General features: G+C 64.1%; 20 protein-coding genes and 1 pseudogene. 5 read left to right on the top strand and 16 right to left on the bottom strand.

Annotated features, from left to right (window positions below; all coding sequences use genetic code 11):
* Window positions 1-206: 206 nt before the first annotated feature.
* The 9 genes from dtd to hutC all read right to left on the bottom strand — a co-directional run bounded on the left by dtd (window position 207) and on the right by hutC (window position 10,489).
* Complete coding sequence (gene dtd, locus ACI2KK_RS08095; protein ID WP_404668538.1) at window positions 207-644, bottom strand: D-aminoacyl-tRNA deacylase; 438 nt, start codon at window positions 642-644, stop codon at window positions 207-209.
* Window positions 641-1,612 (bottom strand): prolyl aminopeptidase, encoded by a 972-nt coding sequence (gene pip / locus ACI2KK_RS08090; protein ID WP_217887243.1) that lies wholly within the window; start codon window positions 1,610-1,612, stop codon window positions 641-643. Before pip ends, dtd begins: the two co-directional genes overlap by 4 nt.
* Before the next feature lie 273 nt (window positions 1,613-1,885).
* Window positions 1,886-2,701: an N-formylglutamate deformylase gene (gene hutG, locus ACI2KK_RS08085; protein WP_404668537.1), complete on the bottom strand. Its 816-nt coding sequence runs from the start codon at window positions 2,699-2,701 to the stop codon at window positions 1,886-1,888.
* Between the two features lie 211 nt (window positions 2,702-2,912).
* On the bottom strand, window positions 2,913-4,118 hold the full coding sequence (gene hutI, locus ACI2KK_RS08080; RefSeq protein ID WP_404668536.1) for an imidazolonepropionase: 1,206 nt from the start codon (window positions 4,116-4,118) through the stop codon (window positions 2,913-2,915).
* Between the two features lie 17 nt (window positions 4,119-4,135).
* Complete coding sequence (locus ACI2KK_RS08075; RefSeq protein WP_217840701.1) at window positions 4,136-5,539, bottom strand: amino acid permease; 1,404 nt, start codon at window positions 5,537-5,539, stop codon at window positions 4,136-4,138.
* Between the two features lie 140 nt (window positions 5,540-5,679).
* Window positions 5,680-7,212 carry a histidine ammonia-lyase gene (gene hutH / locus ACI2KK_RS08070; protein WP_404668535.1) on the bottom strand — a complete coding sequence of 511 codons (1,533 nt, stop codon included), beginning with the start codon at window positions 7,210-7,212 and terminating at the stop codon, window positions 5,680-5,682.
* A gap of 67 nt (window positions 7,213-7,279) precedes the next feature.
* Complete coding sequence (gene hutU, locus ACI2KK_RS08065; RefSeq protein WP_404668534.1) at window positions 7,280-8,953, bottom strand: urocanate hydratase; 1,674 nt, start codon at window positions 8,951-8,953, stop codon at window positions 7,280-7,282.
* 256 nt (window positions 8,954-9,209) lie between these two features.
* On the bottom strand, window positions 9,210-9,782 hold the full coding sequence (locus tag ACI2KK_RS08060; RefSeq protein ID WP_404668533.1) for a HutD family protein: 573 nt from the start codon (window positions 9,780-9,782) through the stop codon (window positions 9,210-9,212).
* Window positions 9,779-10,489 (bottom strand): histidine utilization repressor, encoded by a 711-nt coding sequence (hutC, locus tag ACI2KK_RS08055; RefSeq protein ID WP_404668584.1) that lies wholly within the window; start codon window positions 10,487-10,489, stop codon window positions 9,779-9,781. Before hutC ends, ACI2KK_RS08060 begins: the two co-directional genes overlap by 4 nt.
* A gap of 145 nt (window positions 10,490-10,634) precedes the next feature.
* On the opposite strand from hutC, the gene ACI2KK_RS08050 reads away from it, so the two are divergent.
* Entirely contained in the window at window positions 10,635-11,999 is a 1,365-nt protein-coding gene (locus ACI2KK_RS08050; protein WP_404668532.1) for a formimidoylglutamate deiminase, read from the top strand.
* A gap of 175 nt (window positions 12,000-12,174) precedes the next feature.
* On the opposite strand, the gene ACI2KK_RS08045 is transcribed toward ACI2KK_RS08050, so the two are convergent.
* Window positions 12,175-12,747, bottom strand: coding sequence for a lipocalin family protein (locus ACI2KK_RS08045; RefSeq protein WP_404668531.1), 573 nt, complete (start codon window positions 12,745-12,747; stop codon window positions 12,175-12,177).
* Complete coding sequence (bamE, locus tag ACI2KK_RS08040; protein WP_079230016.1) at window positions 12,744-12,998, bottom strand: outer membrane protein assembly factor BamE; 255 nt, start codon at window positions 12,996-12,998, stop codon at window positions 12,744-12,746. The genes ACI2KK_RS08045 and bamE overlap by 4 nt, the downstream gene beginning before the upstream one ends.
* A gap of 225 nt (window positions 12,999-13,223) precedes the next feature.
* On the opposite strand from bamE, the pseudogene ACI2KK_RS08035 reads away from it, so the two are divergent.
* Window positions 13,224-14,261, top strand: a pseudogene (locus ACI2KK_RS08035) (cache domain-containing protein); the annotation flags it as partial.
* Between the two features lie 24 nt (window positions 14,262-14,285).
* Window positions 14,286-15,116 (top strand): methyl-accepting chemotaxis protein, encoded by an 831-nt coding sequence (locus tag ACI2KK_RS08030; protein ID WP_404668583.1) that lies wholly within the window; start codon window positions 14,286-14,288, stop codon window positions 15,114-15,116.
* A gap of 117 nt (window positions 15,117-15,233) precedes the next feature.
* On the opposite strand, the gene ACI2KK_RS08025 is transcribed toward ACI2KK_RS08030, so the two are convergent.
* The 3 genes from ACI2KK_RS08025 to ACI2KK_RS08015 all read right to left on the bottom strand — a co-directional run bounded on the left by ACI2KK_RS08025 (window position 15,234) and on the right by ACI2KK_RS08015 (window position 19,512).
* Window positions 15,234-15,830 carry a DUF924 family protein gene (locus ACI2KK_RS08025; RefSeq protein ID WP_404668530.1) on the bottom strand — a complete coding sequence of 199 codons (597 nt, stop codon included), beginning with the start codon at window positions 15,828-15,830 and terminating at the stop codon, window positions 15,234-15,236.
* A gap of 3 nt (window positions 15,831-15,833) precedes the next feature.
* Window positions 15,834-16,844, bottom strand: coding sequence for a class 1 fructose-bisphosphatase (locus tag ACI2KK_RS08020; RefSeq protein ID WP_217840709.1), 1,011 nt, complete (start codon window positions 16,842-16,844; stop codon window positions 15,834-15,836).
* 202 nt (window positions 16,845-17,046) lie between these two features.
* Window positions 17,047-19,512, bottom strand: coding sequence for a glycogen/starch/alpha-glucan phosphorylase (locus ACI2KK_RS08015; protein WP_404668529.1), 2,466 nt, complete (start codon window positions 19,510-19,512; stop codon window positions 17,047-17,049).
* A 184-nt stretch (window positions 19,513-19,696) separates the two neighbouring features.
* On the opposite strand from ACI2KK_RS08015, the gene ACI2KK_RS08010 reads away from it, so the two are divergent.
* Complete coding sequence (locus ACI2KK_RS08010) at window positions 19,697-20,101, top strand: YkgJ family cysteine cluster protein (protein WP_016712459.1); 405 nt, start codon at window positions 19,697-19,699, stop codon at window positions 20,099-20,101.
* Window positions 20,102-20,260: 159 nt separating this feature from the next.
* Here ACI2KK_RS08010 and typA read toward each other — a convergent pair whose 3' ends face one another.
* Both typA and thiI read right to left on the bottom strand, forming a co-directional pair.
* Entirely contained in the window at window positions 20,261-22,081 is a 1,821-nt protein-coding gene (typA, locus tag ACI2KK_RS08005) for a translational GTPase TypA (RefSeq protein ID WP_217840712.1), read from the bottom strand.
* Window positions 22,082-22,209: 128 nt separating this feature from the next.
* The gene (gene thiI, locus ACI2KK_RS08000) at window positions 22,210-23,664 is read right to left on the bottom strand and encodes a tRNA uracil 4-sulfurtransferase ThiI (protein ID WP_404668528.1); all 1,455 of its coding nucleotides are present in this window, start codon (window positions 23,662-23,664) and stop codon (window positions 22,210-22,212) included.
* Between the two features lie 491 nt (window positions 23,665-24,155).
* Here thiI and glnA point away from each other — a divergent pair, with 491 nt between their 5' ends.
* Complete coding sequence (gene glnA / locus ACI2KK_RS07995; RefSeq protein WP_369988488.1) at window positions 24,156-25,562, top strand: type I glutamate--ammonia ligase; 1,407 nt, start codon at window positions 24,156-24,158, stop codon at window positions 25,560-25,562.
* The last annotated feature ends 23 nt before the right edge of the window (window positions 25,563-25,585 follow it).

Raw genomic sequence — 25,585 nt, 5'->3', positions numbered from 1 at the left:
TGGCGAGCACTGTTCGGACCCCGTGAGGGCGTAATGATTCCCCAAACGGACCCAGACAATGCTCGTGTCAAAGTGGATCGAACCTGCGAACGCAGGTTCACGCAGCGCGCGATTATCCAGCAGGTCGCGTTACAACGCATCAGGCTGAACCAACTATTTATCGTACAAAACCCCTTGTTTTCCTACAAACAAGGGGTTTTTTGACCTCACATTTGTAACATAAATGTTACGGGGCCATCATTGACCAGGTGTACCTGCATGTCGGCGCCAAAACGCCCGCTCGCAACCGTTGGGTGCTGGCGCGTCGCCTGCGCCAGCAAATAGTCGAACAATTCGGCGCCCAGGGCCGGCGGCGCTGCAGTCGAGAAGCTCGGGCGCATGCCGCTGCGGGTGTCGGCCGCCAGGGTGAACTGCGAAACCAGCAGCAGGCCGCCGCCGACATCCTTGAGCGAGCGGTTCATCTTGCCCTGCTCGTCGCTGAACACCCGATAGTTGAGCAGCTTGTGCAACAGCTTGTCGGCATGTTCGGGGGAATCTTCAGGTTCCACCGCCACCAGCGCCAGCAAGCCCTGATCGATGGCGCCGACGATTTCGCCGGCGACTTCCACCCTGGCCCCGCGCACGCGCTGGATCAGCGCCTTCATGCTTCTTCCAGGGGCAGGTCGAGCAGACGCCGGGCCATCTGATCGGCAGCGCGTACCAGGGCGTCGGTGATGCCAGGCTCCGAGGCGGCGTGGCCGGCGTCGCGGATCACCTTGAGCTCACTGTTGGGCCAGGCCTGGTGCAGTTCCCAGGCGTTGTCCAGCGGGCAGATCACGTCGTAGCGGCCATGCACGATCACCGCCGGCAGGTGGGCGATTTTCGGCATGTCGCGGATCAGCTGGTCCGGCTCGAGGAAGGCGTTGTTGGTGAAGTAGTGGCACTCGATACGGGCGATCGACAGTGCGCGCTGCGGCTCGGAGAAGCGGTCGACCACCAGCGGGTTGGGGCGCAGCGTGGCGGTGCGGCCCTCCCAGGTGGACCAGGCCTTGGCCGCGTGCATCTGGGCGATCTGATCGTTGCCGGTGAGGCGCTTGTGGAAGGCGCCGACCAGGTCGCCACGCTCCTCTGCCGGGATCGGCGCGATGTAGTCCTGCCAGTAGTCGGGGAACAGGCGGCTGGCGCCTTCCTGGTAGAACCAGCTGATTTCCTGCGGGCGGCACAGGAAGATGCCGCGCAGGATCAGCCCGTGCACGCGCTCGGGGTGCTTTTGCGCATAGGCCAGAGCCAGGGTGGAACCCCAGGAGCCGCCGAACAGCACCCACTTGTCGATACCAAGGTGCTCGCGGATGCGCTCGAGGTCTTCGACCAGGTGCCAGGTGGTGTTGTTCTCCAGGCTGGCGTGGGGCGTGGAGCGCCCGCAGCCGCGCTGGTCGAAGGTGACGATGCGGTACAGGTTGGGGTCGAAGTAGCAACGGCTCTGGGCATCGCAACCGGCACCCGGCCCCCCGTGGATGAACACCACAGGCAGACCTTCCGGCGAACCGCTTTCATCGACATACAGCACATGCGGCGCTTCCACGGCCAGATCGTGCCGGGCGTAGGGTTTGATCTGCGGGTACAGGGTCTGCATTGCGCACTCCGTGTGAGGATTTAATCTGCCGTTGGGCATCATAAACCTGAATCGCGCGAAGAGCATGTACCCGTGTGAAACGGCGGGTTTTTGGGGGTGATGGGGGGCGTGATGCCAGGGAGCGCATGGTTTGGGATTGCGTCAGGGCTTACAGGTGTCCGCCACAACCCTTGCAGCGCCTATCAGATCGAGCGCCGCCCGCGCGGCGCTCGATTTCACAGGCACCGAAAGGGCCATGGCGGACACCTGCCAGCCCTGACACGGTTAACCGCCCTACCCTCGCGAACCACCCCGGTACCGCTCCCCGCCCCACGCCAGCACCGTCTCCAGCAGACGCTTGAGCACCACCTGCGTCGGCTGTGCCAGGTCCTCGCGATAATCGAACGGTTCCACCTCATTCATGTAGGTGCACTGACCCAGCTCCAGCTGCACTGCATGGATATGATTGGCCGGATCACCATAGTGGCGAGTGATGTGCCCGCCTTTGAAGCGGCCATTGAGCACATGGGTATAGGCCGGGAACTCGGCGCACACGCCCTGCAGCCGCTCAGCCAACACCGGATCGCAACTGGCGCCATTGAAGGTCCCCAGGTTGAAGTCCGGCAACTTGCCGTCAAACAGATGCGGGATCACCGACCGGATCGAGTGCGCATCCCACAGCAACGCATAACCAAACTCCTTACGCATCCGCGCCAACTCACGACGGATCGTGTCGTGGTAAGGCCGCCATATCTGCTCTAGGTAGGTCGCCCGCTCATCGGCGGTCGGCACCTGCCCGTCCATGAACAGCGGCTCGCCCTCGAACAGCGTCGCCGGGTACAGCCCGGTGGTGGCCCCGGCATATAAAGGTTTGTCGTCATCCGGCCGGTTGAGGTCGATGACGAAACGCGAATACTCCGCCGCCACCACGCTGGCCCCCAGTTCGCGGGCAAAGTCGTACAGGCGCGGGATGTGCCAGTCGGTGTCCGGCAGGCAGCGAGCAGGCGCCACCAGCCCGTCGCGCACGGCGTCGGTCAGGGCAAGGCCTGCGTGGGGCATGCTGATCAGCAGTGGCAGCCGACCTTGGTGAAAACTCAATACCTTGTTCATCGGGCTTCCTATTCAGGTGTTGAACCCTGCAGCCCCAAGGCCGGGGAGTCGGCGCTCATGGGGCTGCACATGGCTTGCTGGCTTGGCAGGGGCCTGTAGGAGCGGCTTTAGCCGCGAACACCGGCATAGCCGGTGCCATTCACCGCGCCGCCTGCTTCGCGGCTAAAGCCGCTCCCACAGGGTGCGCGGAGCACCTGTGACTACGCAGCTTTCAGTTGGAAATTTCATGGCCCAGGCGCACCACGCGCTTGGGCAACTCGCCGCCGAGCCAGTAGGCAAGGTCCGCAGGGCGGTCGATTTGCCAGGCGATGAAGTCAGCCACCTTGCCCTCCTCCAGCGAGCCATGGCTGTCACCCATGCCCAGCGCTGTGGCGGCATGCAGGGTGACGCCGGCCAAGGCCTCTTCGGGTGTCATGCGGAACAAGGTGCAGCCCATGTTCAGCATCAGGCGCAACGACAAGCCAGGCGAAGTGCCCGGGTTGAGGTCGCTGGCCAGGGCGATCTTCACCCCGTGGCGGCGCAGCGCGTCCATCGGCGGCAGTTGAGTCTCGCGCAAGAAGTAGAAGGCGCCAGGCAGCAGCACGGCGACGGTGCCGGCCTTGGCCATGGCGATGGCGTCTTCTTCGGTCATGAACTCCAGGTGGTCGGCCGACAGCGCCTGGTAGCGCGCCGCAAGGCTTGAGCCGTGCAGCGACGACAACTGCTCGGCGTGCAGTTTGACCGGCAAGCCCAGCTCATGGGCCTTGATGAATACCCGCTCGACCTGCGCCGGGGAGAACGCCAGGTGTTCGCAGAACGCGTCCACCGCATCCACCAAACCCTCGGCGGCCAGTGCCGGGAGCATCTGCTCACAGATGTGGCTGATGTAGTCATCCGCTCGCCCTGCGTATTCCGGTGGCAATGCATGGGCCGCCAGGCAGGTGGTGCGCACGCTGATCGGCAGCTCTTCACCCAGGCGCCGGGCCACCCGCAGCATCTTGCGTTCGCAGGCCAGGTCCAGGCCGTAGCCGGACTTGATCTCGATGCAGGTCAGTCCGTCACGCATCAGCGCCTGCACGCGCTGGCGGGCGCTGGCGAACAGCTCATCCTCGCTGGCGGCACGGGTGGCGCGCACGGTGCTGGCGATGCCGCCGCCCTGGGCGGCGATCTCGGCATAGCTCACACCCTGCAGGCGCTGCTCGAATTCGCCGCTGCGGTTGCCGCCGAACACCGCGTGGGTGTGGCAGTCGATCAGCCCCGGGGTGACCCAGGCGCCGCCCAGGTCGACGATACGGTCGGTGGCCACCGGTGGCACGTCGTCGCGCGGGCCGATCCATTCGATCAAGCCTGCGCTGGTGACGATGGCGGCGTCCTCGATGACCGAGTAGCGGCCACCGGCCAAGGTTGCGGCGTGGCAGTGCTGCCAGAGGGTTCTCATCACGGTCTCCTTGAGTTTCAGCGGTGCAGCTCGGCAGGTTCCCGGGCCGGCTCGCCCTTGCCTGCGCGCGGCTTGCACCACAGCAGGTAGGAAGCCACCAGGAACACCACCCAGATGACACCGACGAGCAATGCGGCCTGGGTATCCGGGAAGTACCCGAGCACGCCGAAGATGAACAGCATGAAGGCGATGGCCATGGCCGGCCCATAAGGCCAGAACGGTACCGGGAACTTCAGCTCGGCCACCTGTTCACGGCTCATGCCGCGGCGCATGGCCACTTGGGTCACCAGGATCATCAGCCACACCCACACGGTGGCGAAGGTAGCGATCGAGGCAATCAGCAGGAACACGTTTTCAGGGATCAGGTAGTTCAGCAGCACCCCGACCAGCAGCGCGGCGCCCATCACCATCACCGTCATCCAAGGCACGCCATGCCGGGACAGCTGGCCGAAGCCGCGCGGCGCATGCCCCTGGTGGGCCAGGCCGTACATCATGCGGCCGGCACCGAAAATATCGCTGTTGATCGCCGAGACTGCCGCGGAAATGACCACGATATTGAGCAGCGCCGCCGCCGAGCCGATGCCCAGGTTGCTGAAGATCTGCACGAACGGGCTGCCCTGGCTGCCGATCTGCGGCCAGGGGTAGAGGCACATCAGCACGAACAGGGTCAGCACGTAGAACAGCAGGATGCGCAGCGGCACCGCGTTGATCGCCTTGGGGATGACCCGCTGTGGGTCCTTGGCTTCACCGGCGGTGACGCCGATGATCTCGATGCCGCCAAAGGCAAACATCACCACCGCGAACGAAGCGATCAGGCCACCCACGCCATTGGGCAGGAAACCCCCATGCTCGAACAGGTTGCTGACGCCAACAGCGTGGCCGCTGCCCACCTGGCTGAAGCCGAAGGCCATGATGCCGAGGCCGGCGAGAATCATCGCAACGATGGCGCCGACCTTGAGCAACGACAGCCAGAACTCCATTTCGCCGAATACCCGCACATTGCACAGGTTGAGGCCGCCGATCAGGAACACGATGCCCAGCACCCAGACCCAGCGCGCCACTTCGGGGAACCAGAAGCCCATGTAGATACCGAAGGCGGTAACGTCGGCGATGGCGACGATGACCATCTCGAAGGCATAGGTCCAGCCAAGGATGAAGCCGGCCATGGGGCCGAGGTAGGTGCTGGCATAGTGGCCGAAGGAGCCGGCCACCGGGTTGTGCACGGCCATTTCGCCGAGGGCGCGCATGACCATGAACACCGCGGCGCCGCCGATCAGGTAGGCCAGCAGCACGGCCGGGCCGGCCATCTGGATGGCCGAGGCCGAACCATAGAACAGGCCGGTGCCGATGGCAGAGCCAAGGGCCATGAAACGGATGTGGCGGGCCGTTAGCCCGCGCTTGAGACCTTGAGCTTGTTGCATGTCACGTCCTTGAATTGTTTTTGTGGTCGTGAGATCGATGGGGCTGCTTTGCTGCCCTTTTCGCGGGGCAAGCCCGCGCCTACAGGCCTGTAGGAGCGGCCTTGTGTCGCGAAAGGGCCGCAAAGCGGCCCCGGTTGGCATCAGAGGCTAGGCAGGACACCCGCTGGCAGCAGCCCGGTCAGGCTGCCCTTGGCCAGCAGCTCGACAGCTGCCTCGATGTCCGGCGCAAAGAAGCGGTCGCGGTCATAGTGCGGCACTTCGCGGCGCAGCGCCTGGCGCGCCTGCTCCAGCTTCGCCGAAGTTTTCAGGCCCTTGCGCAGGTCCAGCCCCTGACACGCACCCAGCCATTCGATGGCCAGCACGCCACGGGTGTTCTCGGCCATTTCCCACAGGCGCTTGCCAGCAGCCGGGGCCATGGAAACGTGGTCTTCCTGGTTGGCCGAGGTCGGCAGGCTATCGACACTGTGCGGGTGCGACAAGGCCTTGTTCTCGCTGGCCAGGGCGGCAGCGGTGACCTGGGCGATCATGAAGCCGGAGTTGACCCCGCCGTTTTCCACCAGGAACGGCGGCAGCTGGGACATGTGCTTGTCCATCATCAGCGAGATGCGCCGCTCGCTCAGCGAACCGATTTCGGCAATCGCCAGGGCGAGGTTGTCGGCGGCCATGGCCACAGGCTCTGCGTGGAAGTTGCCGCCGGAAATCACGTCACCTTCGGCAGCGAACACCAGCGGGTTGTCCGATACGGCGTTGGCTTCGATGCCCAGCACCTCGGCGGCCTGGCGGATCTGGGTCAGGCAGGCGCCCATGACCTGCGGCTGGCAGCGCAGCGAGTACGGGTCCTGGACCTTGTCGCAGTTCTTGTGCGACAGCGACACTTCACTGGAATCGCCCAACAGGTCGCGGAAGCACGCCGCGGTGTCGATCTGGCCGCGCTGGCCACGCACGGCGTGGATGCGCGCATCGAACGGCGAGCGCGAACCCAGGGCCGCCTCGACGCTCAGGCCGCCACAGGCGATGGCGGCGGCGTACAGGTCTTCGGCGTGGAACAGGCCGCGCAAGGCGTAGGCGGTGGATGCCTGGGTGCCGTTGAGCAGGGCCAGGCCCTCCTTGGCGGCCAGGGTCAGCGGCTCTAGGCCAGCGACAGCCAGCGCTTCGGTGGCCGACAACCATTGGCCCTTGTACCTTGCCTTGCCCTCACCCAGCAGTACCAGCGACATGTGCGCCAGCGGGGCGAGGTCGCCGGAGGCGCCGACCGAGCCCTTGAGCGGGATGTGCGGATAGACTTCGGCGTTGACCAGGGCGATCAGGGCATCGATGACCTTGCGCCGGATACCCGAGAAGCCGCGGCTGAGGCTGTTGATCTTGAGCACCATGATCAGCCGCACCAGGGCGTCGTCCAGCGGCGCGCCGACACCGGCAGCGTGGGACAGCACCAGCGAGCGCTGCAGGTTTTCGAGGTCGTGGCTGGCGATGCGGGTCGAGGCGAGCAGACCGAAACCTGTGTTGATGCCATAAGCGGTGCGGTCTTCGGCGATGATCTGCTCGACGCAGGCGACGCTGGCGTCGATGGCCGGTGCTGCGCTGGCATCCAGTTGCAGGCGCACGGGCGCGGCGTGGATCGCGCGCAGCTGGGCCAGGGTCAGGGTGCCGGGCTTGAGGGTCAGTTCGGTCACTTTGCTACTCCATTCTGTCGGGGCCCGCAGGCCCCTCTTGTTGTTCAGTATCACTCAAAGTGAGCGATCAGCCGGTGATCATCGGCAGGTCCAGGCCCTGCTCCTTGGCGCACTCGATGGCGATGTCGTAACCGGCGTCGGCATGACGCATCACGCCGGTACCCGGGTCGTTGGTCAGCACCCGGGCAATGCGCTCGGCAGCTTCGTCGGTACCGTCGCAGACGATGACCATGCCCGAGTGCTGGGAGAAGCCCATGCCCACGCCGCCGCCGTGGTGCAGCGAAACCCAGGTGGCGCCGCCTGCGGTGTTGAGCAGGGCATTGAGCAGCGGCCAGTCGGAAACCGCGTCGGAGCCGTCGCGCATGGCTTCGGTCTCACGGTTGGGGCTGGACACCGAGCCCGAGTCCAGGTGGTCGCGGCCGATCACCACCGGTGCCGACAGCTCGCCGCTGCGCACCATTTCGTTGAACGCCAGGCCCAGCTTGGCACGCAGGCCCAGGCCAACCCAGCAGATACGCGCCGGCAGGCCCTGGAAGCTGATGCGCTCGCGGGCCATGTCCAGCCAGCGGTGCAGGTGGGCGTCGTCGGGGATCAGTTCCTTGACCTTGGCGTCGGTCTTGTAGATGTCTTCAGCCTCACCCGACAGCGCAGCCCAGCGGAACGGGCCGATGCCGCGGCAGAACAGCGGGCGGATGTAGGCCGGCACGAAGCCCGGGAAGTCGAAGGCGTTGGCCACGCCCTCTTCCTTGGCCATCTGGCGGATGTTGTTGCCGTAGTCGAAGGTCGGGATACCCTGCTTCTGGAAGTCGAGCATGGCTTGCACATGCACGGCCATCGACTGCTTGGCAGCCTTGACCACAGCAGCCGGCTCGGTCTGGGCGCGGTCGCGGTACTGCTCCCAGGTCCAGCCGGCAGGCAGGTAACCGTTGAGTGGGTCGTGGGCGCTGGTCTGGTCGGTGACCATGTCCGGGCGCACGCCACGCTTGACCAGCTCGGGCAGGATTTCGGCAGCGTTGCCGTGCAGCGCGATGGAGATCGCCTTGCCTTCGCCGGTGTACTTGGCGATGCGCGCCAGGGCGTCGTCCAGATCCTTGGCCTGCTCGTCGACGTAACGGGTTTCCAGGCGGAAGTCGATGCGGCTCTGCTGGCACTCGATGTTCAGCGAGCAGGCGCCGGCCAGGGTCGCGGCCAGCGGCTGGGCGCCGCCCATGCCACCCAGGCCTGCGGTCAGTACCCACTTGCCTTTGAGGCTGCCACCGTAGTGCTGGCGGCCGGCTTCGACGAAGGTTTCATAGGTGCCCTGGACGATGCCCTGGCTGCCGATGTAGATCCAGCTGCCGGCGGTCATCTGGCCGTACATGGCCAGGCCCTTGGCATCCAGTTCGTTGAAGTGCTCCCAGTTGGCCCAGTGCGGTACCAGGTTGGAGTTGGCGATCAGCACCCGCGGTGCGTTGCTGTGGGTCTTGAACACGCCGACCGGCTTGCCCGACTGCACCAGCAGGGTTTCGTCGTCTTCCAGGCGGGTCAGGGTCTCGACGATCTTGTCGTAGCACGCCCAGTTGCGCGCGGCGCGGCCGATGCCGCCATACACCACCAGCTCTTTCGGGTTTTCCGCGACCTGCGGGTCGAGGTTGTTCATCAGCATGCGCAGTGGCGCTTCGGTCAGCCAGCTCTTGGCGGTCAGCTTGTTGCCACGGGGGGCACGGATTTCAACGTCACGGTATTTGTTGTTGTCGGTCACGGGAAAGGTCCTCGGCGGTGGTCCGCGGGCAGGTGTGTCGTGGTGAATAGATAAACACACCTTTACTTGTATGTACAAGCATGGACAACCAAAATTAACGAACCCCTCCTTCGAATTCATGAATGCACCGGGGGCCGCTTCGCGCCCCTTTCGCGACACAAGGCCGCTCCTACAGGGGGAACGCATATTCCTGTAGGAGCGGCCTTGCCGGGGCGCCGGACCGGCCGGAAAGGGGCGCGAAGCGGCCCCGGCTATCTCAAGCTGGAATGAGTTCGATCAGGCAGAACCGCCCCTGCACATCCAGCCCCAGCAACGCTTCATTGCCCTCGATACGCAGGCAGTCATACAAGCCGAGTCGCTGTGTTTCATGCCCGGCCATCGCCACCTCCACCTGACTGCTCGCAGCAAACAACAACACCGTCGACGCCGAACTGAACAGCCGGCTGGTACCGTCGAACCACTGCAACCGCGCCCGGTAGCGGTGCGGTGCGTAGATCAGGTTGAAATCGCGGATGGCTGAGCCAAGCAGGTTGCAACTGACCTGGCTTTCGCCACTGAAGGCGAACGCATCGAACGCCAGCAGCGGCCGGCTTGCCTGGCCATCGACCAGCAGGCGCATGCCGTCGCCCTGCAACACGCTGATGATGCGCTGGTAACCGGCAAAGCTGGAAAAGCCCCCGGACTCCTCGATATCGGCGATCGACAGGCGCCAGCCGAAGCCTTCCAGGCCCTCGCCGCTGTCGCGGGTGATCTCTTCGGTGAAACCACCACCGTTCTTCCAGGGCATGCGCGGGTAATCGCTGGCGCGCAACAACTGCAGCTGGCTCATTTGCTGAAACGTCCTTCCAGGCGGTGACGGGAACCGGGGTGGATCAGCCGCGCGGCGGTCACCGGCTGGCGGCCTGACCAGGTGCGCCGGCGGATCAGCAGGCACGGCTCGCCGCGCTCGATCTGCAACAGGCGGCATTCGTCAGGCTCGGCAAGGATGGCCTCGACCACGTGCTCGCCCTCGGTAAGAGGCGCCACCCGGGACAGGTACTCGTAGGGCGTCTGCCGGGTGAAGTCCTGCTGGAGGTAGTCCGGGGCGATGCTGGCGTTGACGTAACGATCTTCGATCTGCACCGGCACGCCATTCTCGAAGTGCACGATCAGCGAGTGGAACACCCGCTGGCCTTCGCGCATGTCCAGGGCCAGGGCGCGCTCGGAGCCGGCGGCCTCCTCGACCAGCTTGATCACCTGGCAGCTATGCTGGTGGCCGCGCCCGGCGATTTCGTCGGCGATGTTGTTGACCTCGAACAGCGCCGAGCGGCTCTTGGGCTCGGCGACGAAGGTGCCGACGCCTTGCATGCGCACCAACAGGCCTTCGGCAGTCAGCTCGCGCAGGGCGCGGTTGATGGTCATGCGGCTGAAGCCCAGCTCGGCGACCAGCTCGCTCTCCGAGGGCACCCGGTGATGGGGCGGCCAGCTGCCGCTCTCGATCTGCTGGATGATCATCTGTTTCACCCGGGCATAGAGCGGCGCCGGCCCTTCGCCCATCTGGGCAACCAGCGCGGAGACAGGAGGTGTCGGCACGGCGTTGAGTCCTTGTGCGGTTGGAGTGAGCGGTAGCTTGCCGGAGTTTACCCGGCAGGCAAACGGCTGTATATGTATATACAAGCATGACAATAACAGGAAACCACTGATGCCCGCCTATTTTGCCGAACGCGCCCTGCTGCCCACGGGCTGGGCCCGCAACGTCCGCCTGGAGGTCGCTGCCGACGGCCAGCTGGCGGCGATCATGGCCGATGCCGACGCCGAGGGCGCCGAGCGCCTGGCAGGGCCGCTGCTGCCGGGCATGCCCAACCTGCACTCGCACGCCTTCCAGCGGGCCATGGCAGGGCTGGCGGAAGTGGTCGGCAACCCCAACGACAGCTTCTGGACCTGGCGCGAGCTGATGTACCGGCTGGCCGGCAACGTCACCCCCGGGCAGTTGCAGGTGATCGCCCGCCAGCTGTACATCGAGATGCTCAAGGCCGGCTACACCTCGGTGGCCGAATTCCACTATGTGCACCACGACAAGGATGGCCGCCAGTACGCCGACCCGGCCGAATTGTCGCTGCGCTTGAGCGCCGCAGCCGCCGCCACTGGCATCGGCCTGACTTTGCTGCCGGTGCTCTACAGCCACTCAGGCTTTGGCGGCCAGGCGCCCAACGACGGCCAGCGGCGCTTCATCAACTCCACCGAACAGTACCTGCGCCTGCAACAGCAGCTCGGGCCGCTGCTTGCCGCACAGCCGGCGCAGCAACTGGGGCTGTGCTTCCACTCGCTGCGCGCGGTAACGCCCGGGCAGATCGCCGACGTACTGGGCGCCAGCGATGCGCAATGCCCGGTGCATATCCACATCGCCGAGCAGCAGAAGGAGGTCGATGACTGCCTGGCCTGGAGCGGCCGGCGGCCGTTGCAGTGGCTCTACGAGAACGCCGATGTCGACCCGCGCTGGTGCCTGGTGCACGCCACCCATGCCGAACCCGACGAGGTCCGCGCCATGGCCCGCAGCGGTGCAGTGGCCGGCCTGTGCCTGACCACCGAGGCCAACCTGGGCGACGGTATTTTCCCGGCGGTGGATTACCTGGCCCAGGGCGGGCGCATGGGCATCGGCTCGGACAGCCATGTGTCGTTGAGCGTGGTGGAGGAACTGCGCTGGCTGGAGTACGGCCAGCGCCTGCGTGACCAGCGGCGCAACCGGCTGTACCGCGCTGACCAGCCGATGGTCGGCCGCACCCTGTACGACGCGGCACTGCTGGGCGGCGCCCAGGCGCTGGGGCAGCCGGTGGGCGAGCTGGCAGTGGGCAAGCGCGCCGACTGGCTGGTGCTGGACGGGCACGACCCGTACCTGGCCGTGGCCGAGGGTGATGCCATTCTCAACCGCTGGCTGTTTGCCGGCGGCGACCGCCAGGTGCGTGATGTGATGGTCAATGGCCAGTGGGTGGTGCGCCAGGGGCGGCACGGGCTGGAAGAAGAAAGTGCCGGGGCGTTTGCTCAGGTGTTGCGCCAGTTGCTGGGCTGACGCGCTGTTGCAGGAGATCACCTGGCCCTGTGGGAGCGGGTTTACCCGCGAAGCAAGCGACGTGGTGCTTGGCACCGGCTTCGCCGGTGTTCGCGGGTAAACCCGCTCCCACAGGCATCGCGCGGGCTTATCGAGAGTCAGGCTCGCAAAGCGCCACAGGCCCAGGCAACAGGCTTCAATGCCGGGCGACGATATCCTTGTCGGGCGTGCGCCAGATCAGCCGGCGGGTGTCATAACCCTGCTGGCGGGCCTTGGACATCAGGCTCTCGCGCTCCCACACCGGCATCGACGGCGTGCGCGACAGGATCCACAGGTACTTGCGGTCGGGGCTGCCGACAATCGCGGTGCGGTAGCGGTCATCGACGTAGAGAATCCAGTAGTCACCCCTGGCCACACCTGGCACCAGGCGGGTGAACCAATTGTCGAACTCCACCCACAGCTTGTCGGTGTGCCCGGGCTGTTGAATGGAGGCATGGCCCTCGGCGCGCAGCCACTCGTCACCCAGGGTGCGGCAGCGGTTGAGCACCCCCACCGTACCGTCGGGCTTGAGGTTGTAGTGGGCCTCGGCCTGGGCGCAGCCGTCCTGGTATTTCATCGGCAGGCGGGCCAGCTCGAACCACTTGCCCTGGTAACGCTTGAGGTCGACCGCACCTGCGGTCTTCGGCGCCAGCGGGTCGGTGGCAGAGGTGGCGCAGCCACCCAGCAGCATCACCAGGCACACGCCCAGCAGCAGGTGCAGACGCCTCATTTGAGGCCCTGCCCGGAATACATCAATACCTTGTCGGCCGCGTACTGCACGCTGATGAAGCTCTTCTCGTCACCCCAGGTGCAGCTGCTCATGCCCAGTGCGCCGGAGCACTCGGTGGGCGTGCCGAGCAGTTGCTCGACCTCGGCCTTGTTCATGCCGGCCTTGAGCTTGGAATAGTTTTCCTGGTTGATCTTGCTGCAGGCGGTCAGGACGACGCACAAGGACAACAGGGCGAGGGAACGCAACGACATGAAGGGACACTCCTGGAGGTAGATACACAGGTATGAGGGCCTGCAGGGAGCTTAGAAGGGAAAAAGGGTCCTCGGTTCCCTGCCCGCCGAGGTTTTCGTCGCCTGCCGTCGGTCGGCTGTTGCGCAAACGGTTAATGTTTTTGCCCGGCGTGACGAAACAGTCGTCGAGGATGTGGCCTTTTGCCGCATCCGCCCTCCTCCGTGCCCGTGCGCAGACCTTCAAAAATGACCAAGAACCTCAAGTTCAGCCACAAGATCCTGTTGGCCGCTGCCCTCGTGGTGGCCGTTGCCTTCACCTGTTTCGTGCTGTTCAACGATTACCGACAACGCCAGTCCCTGCGCAGTGACACGGAGGCCACTCTGCAGGACTTGGGCAACCTGACCGCCGGTAATATTCGCAACTGGCTCGACAGCCGCATCCAGCTGCTCAACACCTTCGCCCAGCAGGTGGCCGTCGATGGCCCGGGCAAGGCCAGCCTGGACCGCAGCCTGGCGCTACCGGTGTACGCCAGCAACTTCATGCTCACCTATTTCGGTGGCCAGGACGGCAGCATGCAGTCGGTACCGGTGGGCAGCCGCGCCGCCGACTACGACCCGCGGGTACGTGGCTGGTACAAGGCGGCCACCGCCGCCGGCCAGACCATCGTCACCGAGCCGTACATCTCGGCCTCGGCCGGCAAGCTGGTGATCACCCTGGCAACGCCGGTGCAGCAGGCCGGCCGGGTGATCGGTGTCAGCGGCGTCGACACCGACCTGCAGACCATCAGCAACCTGATCAACACCCTCGACTTCGACGGCCATGGCCATGCCTTCATCGTCAACGGCGAAGGCAAGATCCTCATCCACCCCAAGGGCGAGCTGGCGCTCAAGGCACTGGCCGATGTGTACCCCGGCAACACCCCGCGCATCGGCAGCGGCCTGAAGGAGGTCGAGGTCGATGGCCGCAAGCAGTTCATCAGTTTCACCCACGTCGACGGCGTGCCGTCGGCGGACTGGTACGTGGCGCTGGTACTGGACCAGGACGCGGCCTTCGCCATGCTGGGCGAGCTGCGCACCTCGGCGGTGGTGGCCACGCTGATTGCCGTGCTGGTGATCATCGGCCTGCTGGGCCTGCTGATTCGCGTGCTGATGGAGCCGCTGCACGTGATGGGCCGCGCCATGCATGACATCGCCGAAGGCGAAGGCGACCTGACCCGGCGCCTGAAAATCCACGCCCAGGACGAGTTCGGCAGCCTGGCGCAGTCGTTCAACCGCTTTGTCGAGCGTATCCACGAATCGATCCGCGAGGTGGCTTCGGCTACCGGGCAGGTGAACACCGTGGCCGGCCAGGTGATCAGCGCCTCCAACGCGTCGATCCACAACGCCGACCAGCAGTCCAGCCGCACCAGCAGCGTGGCCGCGGCGATCAACCAGCTGGGCGCTGCTGCCCAGGAGATCGCCCAGAACGCCGCCCTGGCCTCGCAGCACTCCAGTGCTGCCCGGGGCCTTGCCGAGGAAGGCCAGCAGGTGGTCGGCGAGACCATCGAGGTGATGAACCAGCTGTCGGCGCGTATCAGCGATGCCAGCGGCAACATCGAGACGCTGAACGGCCACACGGTGAACATCGGCCAGATTCTCGATGTGATCAGCGGCATCTCCCAGCAGACCAACCTGCTGGCGCTAAACGCCGCCATCGAGGCAGCGCGTGCTGGCGAGGCCGGGCGTGGTTTTGCCGTGGTCGCCGACGAGGTACGCAACCTGGCCCACCGCACCCAGGATTCGGCGCAGCAGGTACAACGCCTGATCGAGGAGCTGCAGGCCGGCGCGCAGATGGCGGTGAGCACCATGGGCCAGAGCCAGCAGCACAGCGACCGCAGCGTGGGCATCGCCAACCAGGCCGGCGAGCGCCTGGGCAGTGTCACCCAGCGCATCGGCGAGATCGACGGCATGAACCAGTCGGTGGCCACCGCCACCGAAGAGCAGACGGCCGTGGTCGAGTCGATCAATGTCGACATCACCGAAATCAACACGCTGAATCAGGAAGGGGTGCAGAACCTGCAGAGCACCTTGCGTGCCTGCACCGACCTGGAACGCCAGGTGGAGCGGTTGAAGCACCTGGTGGGCAGCTTCAGGATCTGAAACCGCTGGGGCCGCTTTGCGGCCCTTTCGCGACACAAGGCCGCTCCTACAGGGACACGCAATCTCCTGTAGGAGCGGCCTTGTGTCGCGAAAGGCCTGCGCAGCAGGCCCGAGGGCTCAGAACCTGGACCCAGGCTCGAGCAAGAAGTCCATCTCGTCACTGGTGCTCGGCCGCCCCAGCACCAGGTTGCGGTGCGGAAAGCGGCCGAAGCGGGCGATCACCCGCTGGTGCTGCTCGGCGTAGTCAAGAAACCCTTCGAACAACCGGCGGTTGGCCTCGGGCTGCTCGGCGAGCAACAGTTGGTAGCGCTCGACGCACAGGTTCTGCCAGTCCAGCACCTCGGCATGCTCCAGCACCAGCAGCACGAACACCCGCTGGATCGGCAGCAACTGGTAGTCCCAGCCCTTCTGCAAACCCTGCATCGCCACCACCTGCGCGCGCCGGTCGCCGTCGAAGGCGCGCGGCGTGTCGCGGTAGAGCATGCGCGGCAGCTGGTCCAGCAAAATCAACAGGCCCAGCCAGCCCTGCGGGCTTTGCTGCCATTCGTCGAGCCCGCCCGCCAGGGCTTGCTCGACCAGGTCGCCAAACTGCGCATGGGCCTCGGCATCGTGATGCTTGCCGAACCACAGCGTGTTCTTCTCGTCAGCCACGGCCTGGGCACTGCTGCCCCAACCGAACCACCATTCCAGCAACGGCTGCCAAGGTGCGAGCATGGGTTACTCCTTGTGGTAGGCGGTGACGCGTTCCACTTCTTCCTTCGAGCCGAGGATCACCGACACACGCTGGTGCAGGCCTTCAGGCTGGATGTCGAGGATGCGCTGGTAACCATCGGTGGACACGCCGCCGGCCTGTTCGATGATGAACGACATCGGGTTGGCTTCGTACATCAGGCGCAGCTTGCCCGGCTTGCTTGGGTCGCGGGCATCGCGCGGGTACATGAACAGGCCGCCACGGGTGAGGATGCGGTGCACGTCGGCCACCATCGAGGCGATCCAGCGCATGTTGTAGTTCTTTTTCAGCGGGCCGGTCTCGCCAGCCAGCAGCTCGCCGACGTAGCGCTGGATCGGCGCTTCCCAGTGGCGCTGGTTGGACATGTTGATGGCGAACTCGGCGGTGCTTTCCGGCACGCGGATGTTCTCGTGGGTGAGCACGAAGCTGCCCAGCTCGCGGTCCAGGGTGAAACCCTTGACGCCGTTGCCCAGGGTCAGAATGAGCATGGTCTGCGGGCCGTAGATGGCATAACCGGCGGCGACCTGCTGGGTGCCTGGCTGCAGGAAGGCGTTTTCGTTCAGGGTTTCGTTCTGGCTCAGGTACTCGTTGGGGCAACGCAGTACCGAGAAGATGGTGCCGACCGAGACGTTGACGTCGATGTTCGACGAGCCGTCCAGCGGGTCGAAGACCAGCAGGTAGGCGCCTTTGGGGTACTTGCCCGGAATCTGGTAGGCGTTGTCCATTTCTTCGGACGCCATGCCGGCCAGATGGCCGCCCCACTCGTTGGCTTCGAGCAGGATGTCGTTGGAGATCACGTCGAGCTTCTTCTGCACTTCGCCCTGCACGTTTTCGGTGCCCATGCTGCCCAGCACGCCGCCCAGGGCGCCCTTGGACACGTGGTGGCTGATCTCCTTGCATGCGCGCGCCACCACTTCGATCAGGAAGCGCAGATCGGCAGGGGTGTTGTTGCTGCGGGTCTGCTCAATCAGATAGCGACTCAGGGTAACGCGGGACATGTATGGCTCCGAAAAGGATAGGGGGAAAAAACCCCCGCAGTTTACAGGGAGTGTTGCGGGCTAGCGAGCAAAGAGACTCGCTTGAAGGGGTTAGGTTCAGCATAGACCTGGCCAGTGGTCGGCTGAGCGCCCCATCGCGGGGCAAGCCCGCTCCCACGACTTGCAGCCCGTGGGAGCGGGCTTGCCCCGCGATGGGTTCACCTCAATCCAGCGCCTTCCAGATCTCGCTGGCGTACTCGCGAATGGTCCGGTCCGACGAGAACCAGCCCATCCGCGCGGTGTTGAGCACTGCCATGCGCCACCAGTCCTGGGGTGAATGCCACAGCTCCTCGACCCGGCGCTGGGCATCCCAGTAGGCGTCGAAGTCGGCGCACAGCAGGAAGCGGTCGTAGGCCACCAGGCCATCCACCAGCCCGGTGTAGCGCGACGGGTCGTCCGGCGAGAACACCCCGCTGCGGATCGCCTGCAGCACATCACCCAGGCGGCTGGAGGCGGCGATCGCGGCATTCGCGCCGAAGTCGCCGGCCTTGCCGCGGGCGCCCACCTGCTGGGCAGTCAGGCCGAAGATGAACATGTTCTCCGCACCCACCTGCTCGCACATCTCGACGTTGGCGCCGTCCAGGGTACCGATGGTCAGCGCGCCGTTGAGGGCGAACTTCATGTTGCTGGTGCCGGAGGCCTCGTAGCCTGCGGTGGAGATCTGCTCGGACAAATCCGCCGCCGGGATGATGCTTTCGGCCAGGCTGACGTTGTAGTTGGGCAGGAACACCACCTTCAGCAGCCCGCGCACCGTGGGGTCGTTGTTGACCACCCGGGCGATGTCGTTGGCCAGCTTGATGATCAGCTTGGCCTGGTGGTAGCTGGCCGCGGCCTTGCCGGCGAAGATCTTCACCCGCGGCACCCAGTCGGTGCTCGGGTCGTTGCGCATGGCCTGGTACAACGCCACGGTGTGCAGCAGGTTGAGCAGCTGGCGCTTGTATTCGTGGATGCGCTTGACCTGCACGTCGAACAGCGCCTCGGGGTTGACCGTGACGCCGATGCGGTCCTGGATGATGCTGGCCAGGGCGCGCTTGCTGTGCAGGCGCTGGGCGGCGAACTGCTTGCGGAAGGTGGCCTTGTCGGCAAACGGCACCAGGCCCTTGAGCTTGCCTTCGGGGTCGTCCAGCACGCCCTCGCCCAGGGCCTCCACCAGCATCGCCGTGAGTTGCGGGTTGGCCTGGTACAGCCAGCGGCGAAAGGTGATGCCGTTGGTCTTGTTGTTGATGCGCTGCGGGTAGAGCTTGTGCAGCTCGGCGAACACCGTGCTCTTCATCAGCTTGCTGTGCAGCGCCGACACGCCGTTGACGCTGTGCGAGCCGAGGAACGCCAGGTTGCCCATGCGCACCCGGCGGCCGTTGTCTTCTTCGATCAGCGACACCGCGCGCAGCACGTCGAAGTCGTGCAGGCCCTTCGCCCGCAGGGCGTCGATATGGTAGGCGTTGATCAGGTAGATGATCTGCATGTGCCGCGGCAGCATGCGCTCCATCAGCGCCACCGGCCAGGTTTCCAGCGCCTCGGGCAGCAGCGTGTGGTTGGTGTAGGCCAGGGTGCCGACGGTCAGTTCCCAGGCGCTGTCCCAGGGGATTTCGTGCTGATCCACCAGCAGGCGCATCAACTCGGCCACGGCGATCGAGGGGTGAGTGTCGTTGAGCTGGATAGCCGCAGCGTCGGGCAGGTTGAGCAGGTTGTCGTGCATGTTCAGGTGGCGGCGCAGCAGGTCCTGCAGCGACGCCGAAACGAAGAAGTACTCCTGGCGCAGGCGCAGCTCCTGGCCGGCCTCGGTGCTGTCGGCCGGGTACAGCACCCGTGAGATGCTTTCGGCGCGGGCCACTTCGGCCACCGCGCCCAGGTGGTCACCGGCGTTGAAGCGCTCCAAGTGCAGCTCTTCCAGCGCCCGGGCACGCCACAGGCGCAGGGTGTTGACGCTGGAGCCGCGCCAGCCGACCACCGGCGTGTCGTAGGCCACTGCCCGCACCGTCTCGCCCGGCGTCCACACCTGGCGCTGCTGGCCGTTGGTTTCGACCACGGTCTCGACACTGCCGCCGAAGCTGATCGGGTAGATAACCTCGGCCCGCTCGAACTCCCAGGGGTTGCCGAAATCCAGCCAGTTCTCGGTCTGTTCCTGTTGCCAGCCATCGACCACCGCCTGACGGAACAGGCCGTGCTCGTAGCGGATGCCGTAGCCGTGGGCGGCGATGCCCAGGGTCGACATGCTTTCCATGAAGCACGCCGCCAAGCGGCCCAGGCCACCGTTGCCCAGCGCCGCATCGGGCTCCAGCAGGCGGATGCGCTCAAGGTCCACATCCAGCCCCTCGAGCGCCTCGCGGGCGATGTCCAGGTAGCCGAGGTTGCTCAAGCTGTCGTATAGCAGCCGGCCGATGAGAAATTCGAGGGAGAGGTAGTACACCCGCTTCTGGCTGCGGCGATAGGCCTGGCGGGTGTGGTCCATCCAGTGGTCGACCATGTGGTCGCGGGCGGCCAGGGCAATGGCTTCGAACCAGTCGTGGTCGAAGGCGTGTTCAGGGTCCTTGCCGACCGCGTAGGTCAGCTTGGCCAGCACGGCGGCGCGAAACTGCGCCACCTCTACATCACGAGCTTTGGCCTCACGGGCCTTGTTTTCCTGGGACATGCGGCATCCTCGGGCAAGTAGGCGAAAGCGCAGGGAGATTGTTCAGCCTAGACGCTCTGACACGGAGCGACAGTGACGGTTCGCGGTTTTCATCAAGCCGTGGCGAATTAGGCGAAAGGTTGTTCACATTTTGAACAACTCCGGTATCATCGCGCGCCCAAAGACCGTGATTCGCCCCCAAAAAATGAAAACGACCCTGATCGCCGCCGCCGAAGTCGACCGCCTGGAGACCTGGCAGCGCTATGCCAGCCACATGTGCGGTGGCTGCCATTCGACCTGCTGCACCCTGCCGGTGGAGGTGAAGATCAAGGATCTGATCCGCATTGGCGTGGTGGACGAGTTCGAAAAGGACGAGCCGCCGAAGAACGTGGCCAAGCGCCTGCAGAAGGAAGGCATCATCGAGCGCTTCAACCAGAAGTCGGGGATCTTCACCCTGACCCGGATGAGCAACGATGACTGCATGTACCTGGATCGCAAGAGCCGCCTGTGCACCATCTACGACAAGCGCCCGGACACCTGCCGCAACCACCCCAAGGTCGGGCCGCGGCCGGGGTATTGTGCGTACAAGCCCAAGGTGGTCGGGCGCTAGCATGCACTGGCCCTATCGCCGGCAAGCCGGCTCCTACAGAAGCACGCACCCCCTGTAGGAGCCGGCTTGCCGGCGATGCTTTTTGCGGCCCGGCAAGACAAACAAAAACGCCCCCGGCCTTTCGACCGGGGGCGTTTTCATTCAGCCTGAACTAATGACTCAGTTCTTGGCTTTCTTGGCAGCGCGGGTACGCTCGCCTTCGTCCAGGATCTTCTTGCGCAGACGGATCGACTTCGGCGTCACTTCGCACAGCTCGTCGTCCTGGATGAATTCCAGGGCCTGCTCGAGGGTGTGGCGAACTGGCGGTACCAGGGCGATGACTTCGTCTTTGCCCGAAGCACGCATGTTGTCGAGCTTCTTGCCTTTGGTCGGGTTCACGCCCAGGTCGTTGTCGCGGCTGTTCAGGCCGATGATCTGACCGTTGTAGATCTCCTGGCCGTGCTCGACGAACAGCTTGCCGCGCGCCTGCAGGGTTTCCAGCGAGTAGGTCAGGGCCTTGCCGGTTTCGACCGAAACCAGAACGCCGTTCAGACGGCCGGACATCTGGCCCGACTTCATGGTGTCGTAGCGATCGAAGATCGAGGTCAGGATGCCTGCACCGTTGGTCAGGGTCAGGAACTGGTTACGGAAACCGATCAGGCCACGGGCCGGGATGTTGTACTCAAGGCGCACACGGCCCTTGCCATCCGGAACCATGTTGGTCAGGTCGCCTTTACGCAGGCCCATCTCTTCCATGACCTTGCCCTGGGATTCTTCAGGGATGTCGATGGTGACGTTTTCGAACGGTTCCTGCTTCACGCCGCCGACTTCGCGGATGATCACTTCAGGACGGCCTACGGCCATCTCGAAGCCTTCACGGCGCATGGTTTCGATCAGCACCGACAGGTGCAGCTCACCACGGCCCGATACCTTGAACTTGTCAGGGGAATCGGTTTCCTGAACGCGCAGGGCCACGTTGTACAGCAGCTCCTTGTCCAGACGGTCCTTGATGTTGCGGCTGGTGACGAACTTGCCTTCCTTGCCGCAGAACGGCGAGTCGTTGACCTGGAAGGTCATCGAAACGGTCGGCTCGTCGACGGTCAGTGGCTTCATGGCCTCTACCGCGTCCGGGGCGCACAGGGTGTCGGAGATGAACAGCTCGTCGAAACCGCTGATGCAGACGATGTCGCCAGCCTGGGCTTCTTCGACGTCAACGCGGTGCAGGCCGTGGTGGCCCATCAGTTTCAGGATACGGCCGTTACGCTTCTTGCCGTCGACGTCGATGGCAACCACCGGGGTGTTCGGCTTGATGCGACCACGGGCGATACGGCCAACGCCGATAACACCCAGGAAGCTGTTGTAGTCCAGAGCGGAGATCTGCATCTGGAACGAGCCTTCACGGTCAACGTCCGGCGCCGGTACGTTGTCGACGATCGACTGGTACAGGGCGGTCATGTCTTCGCCCATTTCGGTGTGGTCCAGACCGGCGATGCCGTTCAGGGCCGAGGCGTAGACGACTTTGAAGTCCAGCTGTTCGTCGGTGGCACCGAGGTTGTCGAACAGGTCGAAGATCTGGTCCAGAACCCAGTCAGGACGCGCGCCCGGACGGTCAACCTTGTTGATCACGACGATTGGCTTCAGGCCTGCTTCGAAGGCTTTTTTAGTCACGAAGCGGGTTTGCGGCATCGGGCCGTCCTGGGCATCGACCAGCAGCAGCACCGAGTCGACCATCGACATTACACGCTCAACCTCGCCACCGAAGTCGGCGTGGCCGGGGGTGTCGACGATGTTGATGTGGTAGCCGTTCCAGTTGATGGCGGTGTTTTTCGCCAGAATGGTAATGCCGCGCTCTTTTTCCTGGTCGTTGGAGTCCATGACGCGCTCGTCGTTGAGCTCGTTACGTTCCAGGGTGCCGGACTGGCGCAGCAGTTTGTCGACCAGGGTGGTTTTACCATGGTCAACGTGGGCGATGATGGCGATGTTACGCAGTTTTTCGATCACAACTGTATCTCGATCAGAGGATTCGGTTGCCACCTAGTGTAGGCGGCGAATATGTACGCTTTTAGGCTCAGCGGGCCCGGTGGTCGGGAGGGCGATGGCGGATGCTGCCGCCATACAGCCCTGGCGTCTTATGCCGGACGATAAACACGCACATTGGCATGTCCCTCACTGAGCAGGTGGTGTGCGTGCAAACGGCTCATCACACCTTTGTCGCAATACAGCAAGTACTGGCGCGTAGGGTCCAGGTGCTTGAACTTGCTGTTGATGGCGTAGAACGGCATGGCCTGGACTTCGATACCGTCCAGCGCCAGCGGTTCGTCTTCCTGGGCGTCGGGGTGACGGATGTCGATGACGATCTGGCCTGGCAGCGCCTCGGCCACTTCCTCGATTTCGATATCCTTGCCCAGTTCGTCGATCACGTGGTCGATGGAGATGAACTTGGCGCGCTCCAGGGCACGTTCCAGCACGGCCATGTCGAACTGTTTTTCTTCGTGCTCCATGCGGTGACGCTTGGCATGGGTGGTCGGGTTCACCGAAATCACGCCGCAGTACTCAGGCATGTGCTTGGCGAAGTCGGCGGTGCCGATTTCGGTGGCCTGGTCGATGATGTCCTGCTTGTGGCTGGCCAGCAGCGGGCGCAGCACCAGCTTGTCGGTGGCCGAATCGATGATCGACAGGTTCGGCAGGGTCTGGCTGGACACCTGCGAGATCGCCTCGCCGGTAACCAGGGCGTCGATCTGCAGGCGCTCGGCCATGTGCGCGGCACCGCGCAGCATCATGCGCTTGAGGGTGACGCCCATATAGCTGTTGTCGACCTTGTTGAGAATCTCGCCAACCACCTCTTCGAACGGCACGCTGATGAACAGCACGCGCTGGCTGCTGCCGTACTTTTTCCACAAGAAGTGCGCCACTTCCATCACACCCAGCTCGTGGGCACGCCCGCCGAGGTTGAAGAAGCAGAAATGGGTCATCAGGCCGCGGCGCATCATCTGGTAGGCCGCCACGGTGGAGTCGAAACCGCCGGACATCAGCACCAGGGTTTGCTCCAGGGCGCCCAGCGGGTAGCCGCCGATGCCGTTGTGCTGGTTGTGGATCACGTACAGGCGCTGGTCGCGGATTTCCATGCGCACCACGACCTCAGGGGTCTTCAGGTCGATACCGGCGGCGCCGCACTGCTGGCGCAGCTGGCTGCCGACGTAGCGGTCGACGTCCATCGAGGTGAAGTCGTGGTGGCCGCCACGCTTGCAGCGCACCGAGAAGCGCTTGCCGGCCAGCAGGTGGCCGAAGTGCTGCTTGCACTTGGCGACGATGTCGTCGAAGTCGCCCAGCGGGTATTCCTCGACCTGCAGGAAGTGGGTAATACCCGGGGTGCAGGTGAGGCGCTCGATCATCTCGCGCTGGATCTTCTCGTCTTCGACGCGGGTAACCACCTCGAGATTGTCCCAGACACCATCGACCGCGAGCTCAGGGTCAAGGTCCTTGAGCACGTTGCGGATGTTCTTGCCGAGCTGGCGGATGAAGCGCTTGCGCACCGGCCGGCTCTTGATGGTGATCTCTGGGAAGACTTTGACGATAAGTTTCATTGGTTTAACAGCGCGCGCAGGGCCTGCCAAAAATAGGGGGCGCGAATTATAGCGGAAATTGCTCAGGTTTTGAGCAACTTTTGATCAGGGGCTTTCAGATAAATGCAGGAGCCGGGTTTTGTGCAGCCTGTTCCGGCCCTTTCGCGGGTGAACCCGCTCCCACAGGGACCGCACAGATTTCAGAGGGGGCGTATTTCCTGTGGGAGCGGGTTTACCCGCGAAGAGGCCCCCAAAAGGAGCACATCATTCACATCGCGCACCATAATAGTGCGCAACTGTTAAGATCCGCATCTTAAGGGTGCACTTTTCAAATTCAATCCACCCACAAATGCCCGCAAACGCCCCCTTTTATCCCGCCCTCGCCATTTTCGGGCACTGGCATGCAATTTGCTCCCTTGTGAGGCAGGTAAGCTTGGCCGACTATCCGCGCCCGGCGACACCCTTTTTCCAGGGCAGCGTTCTGACGCACCCTAGACCATCCGGAGGACAACATGTCGAAGTCGGTTCAACTCATCAAAGATCATGACGTCAAGTGGATTGATCTGCGTTTCACGGACACCAAGGGCGTTCAACACCACGTGACCATGCCGGCGCGTGATGGCCTGGACGAAGACTTCTTCGAAGTCGGCAAGATGTTCGACGGCTCCTCCATCGCTGGCTGGAAGGGCATCGAAGCATCGGACATGATCCTGATGCCGGTCGACGAAACCGCCGTACTGGACCCGTTCACCGAAGAACCGACCCTGATCATCACCTGCGACATCGTCGACCCGTCGAGCATGCAGGGCTACGATCGCGACCCACGTGCGATCGCCAAGCGCGCCGAAGAGTACCTGAAGAGCACCGGCATCGGTGACACCGTCTTCGCAGGCCCAGAGCCTGAGTTCTTCATCTTCGACGAAGTGAAGTTCAAGTCGGACATCTCCGGCTCGATGTTCAAGATCTTCTCCGAGCAAGGCTCGTGGATGAGCGACGCAGACGTCGAAGGCGGCAACAAAGGCCACCGTCCGGGCGTCAAAGGCGGCTACTTCCCGGTTCCGCCGTTCGACCACGACCACGAAATCCGTACTGCCATGTGCAACGCACTGGAAGAAATGGGTCAGACCGTCGAAGTTCACCACCACGAAGTGGCAACTGCCGGCCAGAACGAAATCGGCGTCAAGTTCAACACCCTGGTGAAGAAAGCTGACGAAGTACAGGCCCTGAAATACGTCGTGCACAACGTTGCCGACGCATACGGGCGTACCGCCACCTTCATGCCGAAACCGCTGTACGGCGACAACGGCTCGGGCATGCACGTGCACATGTCGATCTGGAAAGAAGGCAAGAACACCTTCTCCGGCGAAGGCTATGCCGGCCTGTCCGACACCGCCCTGTACTTCATCGGCGGCATCATCAAGCACGGTAAGGCCCTGAACGGCTTCACCAACCCGTCGACCAACTCGTACAAGCGTCTGGTCCCAGGCTTCGAAGCCCCGGTCATGCTGGCCTACTCGGCCCGCAACCGTTCCGCCTCGATCCGCATTCCTTACGTCGGCAGCCCGAAAGCCCGCCGTATCGAAGCACGCTTCCCGGACCCATCGGCCAACCCGTACCTGGCCTTCGCAGCCCTGCTGATGGCTGGCCTGGACGGCATCCAGAACAAGATCCACCCAGGCGATGCCGCCGACAAGAACCTGTATGACCTGCCGCCAGAAGAGGCCAAGGACATCCCGCAGGTTTGCGGCAGCCTGAAAGAGGCCCTGGAAGAGCTGGACAAAGGCCGTGCGTTCCTGACCAAGGGCGGCGTGTTCTCCGACGACTTCATCGATGCCTTCATCGAGCTGAAGAGCGAAGAAGAAATCAAGGTCCGCACCTTCGTGCACCCGCTGGAATACGAGCTGTACTACAGCTGCTGATGTGATCGGCGCCTGGCGTCGAT

Origin of the sequence: Pseudomonas sp. NPDC089406, assembly GCF_044900265.1 — a bacterium.
Classification (GTDB): domain Bacteria; phylum Pseudomonadota; class Gammaproteobacteria; order Pseudomonadales; family Pseudomonadaceae; genus Aquipseudomonas; species Aquipseudomonas fakonensis.
The sequence above is the reverse complement of the archived record's forward strand: the minus strand, read 5'-3'. Positions and strand labels throughout refer to the sequence as shown.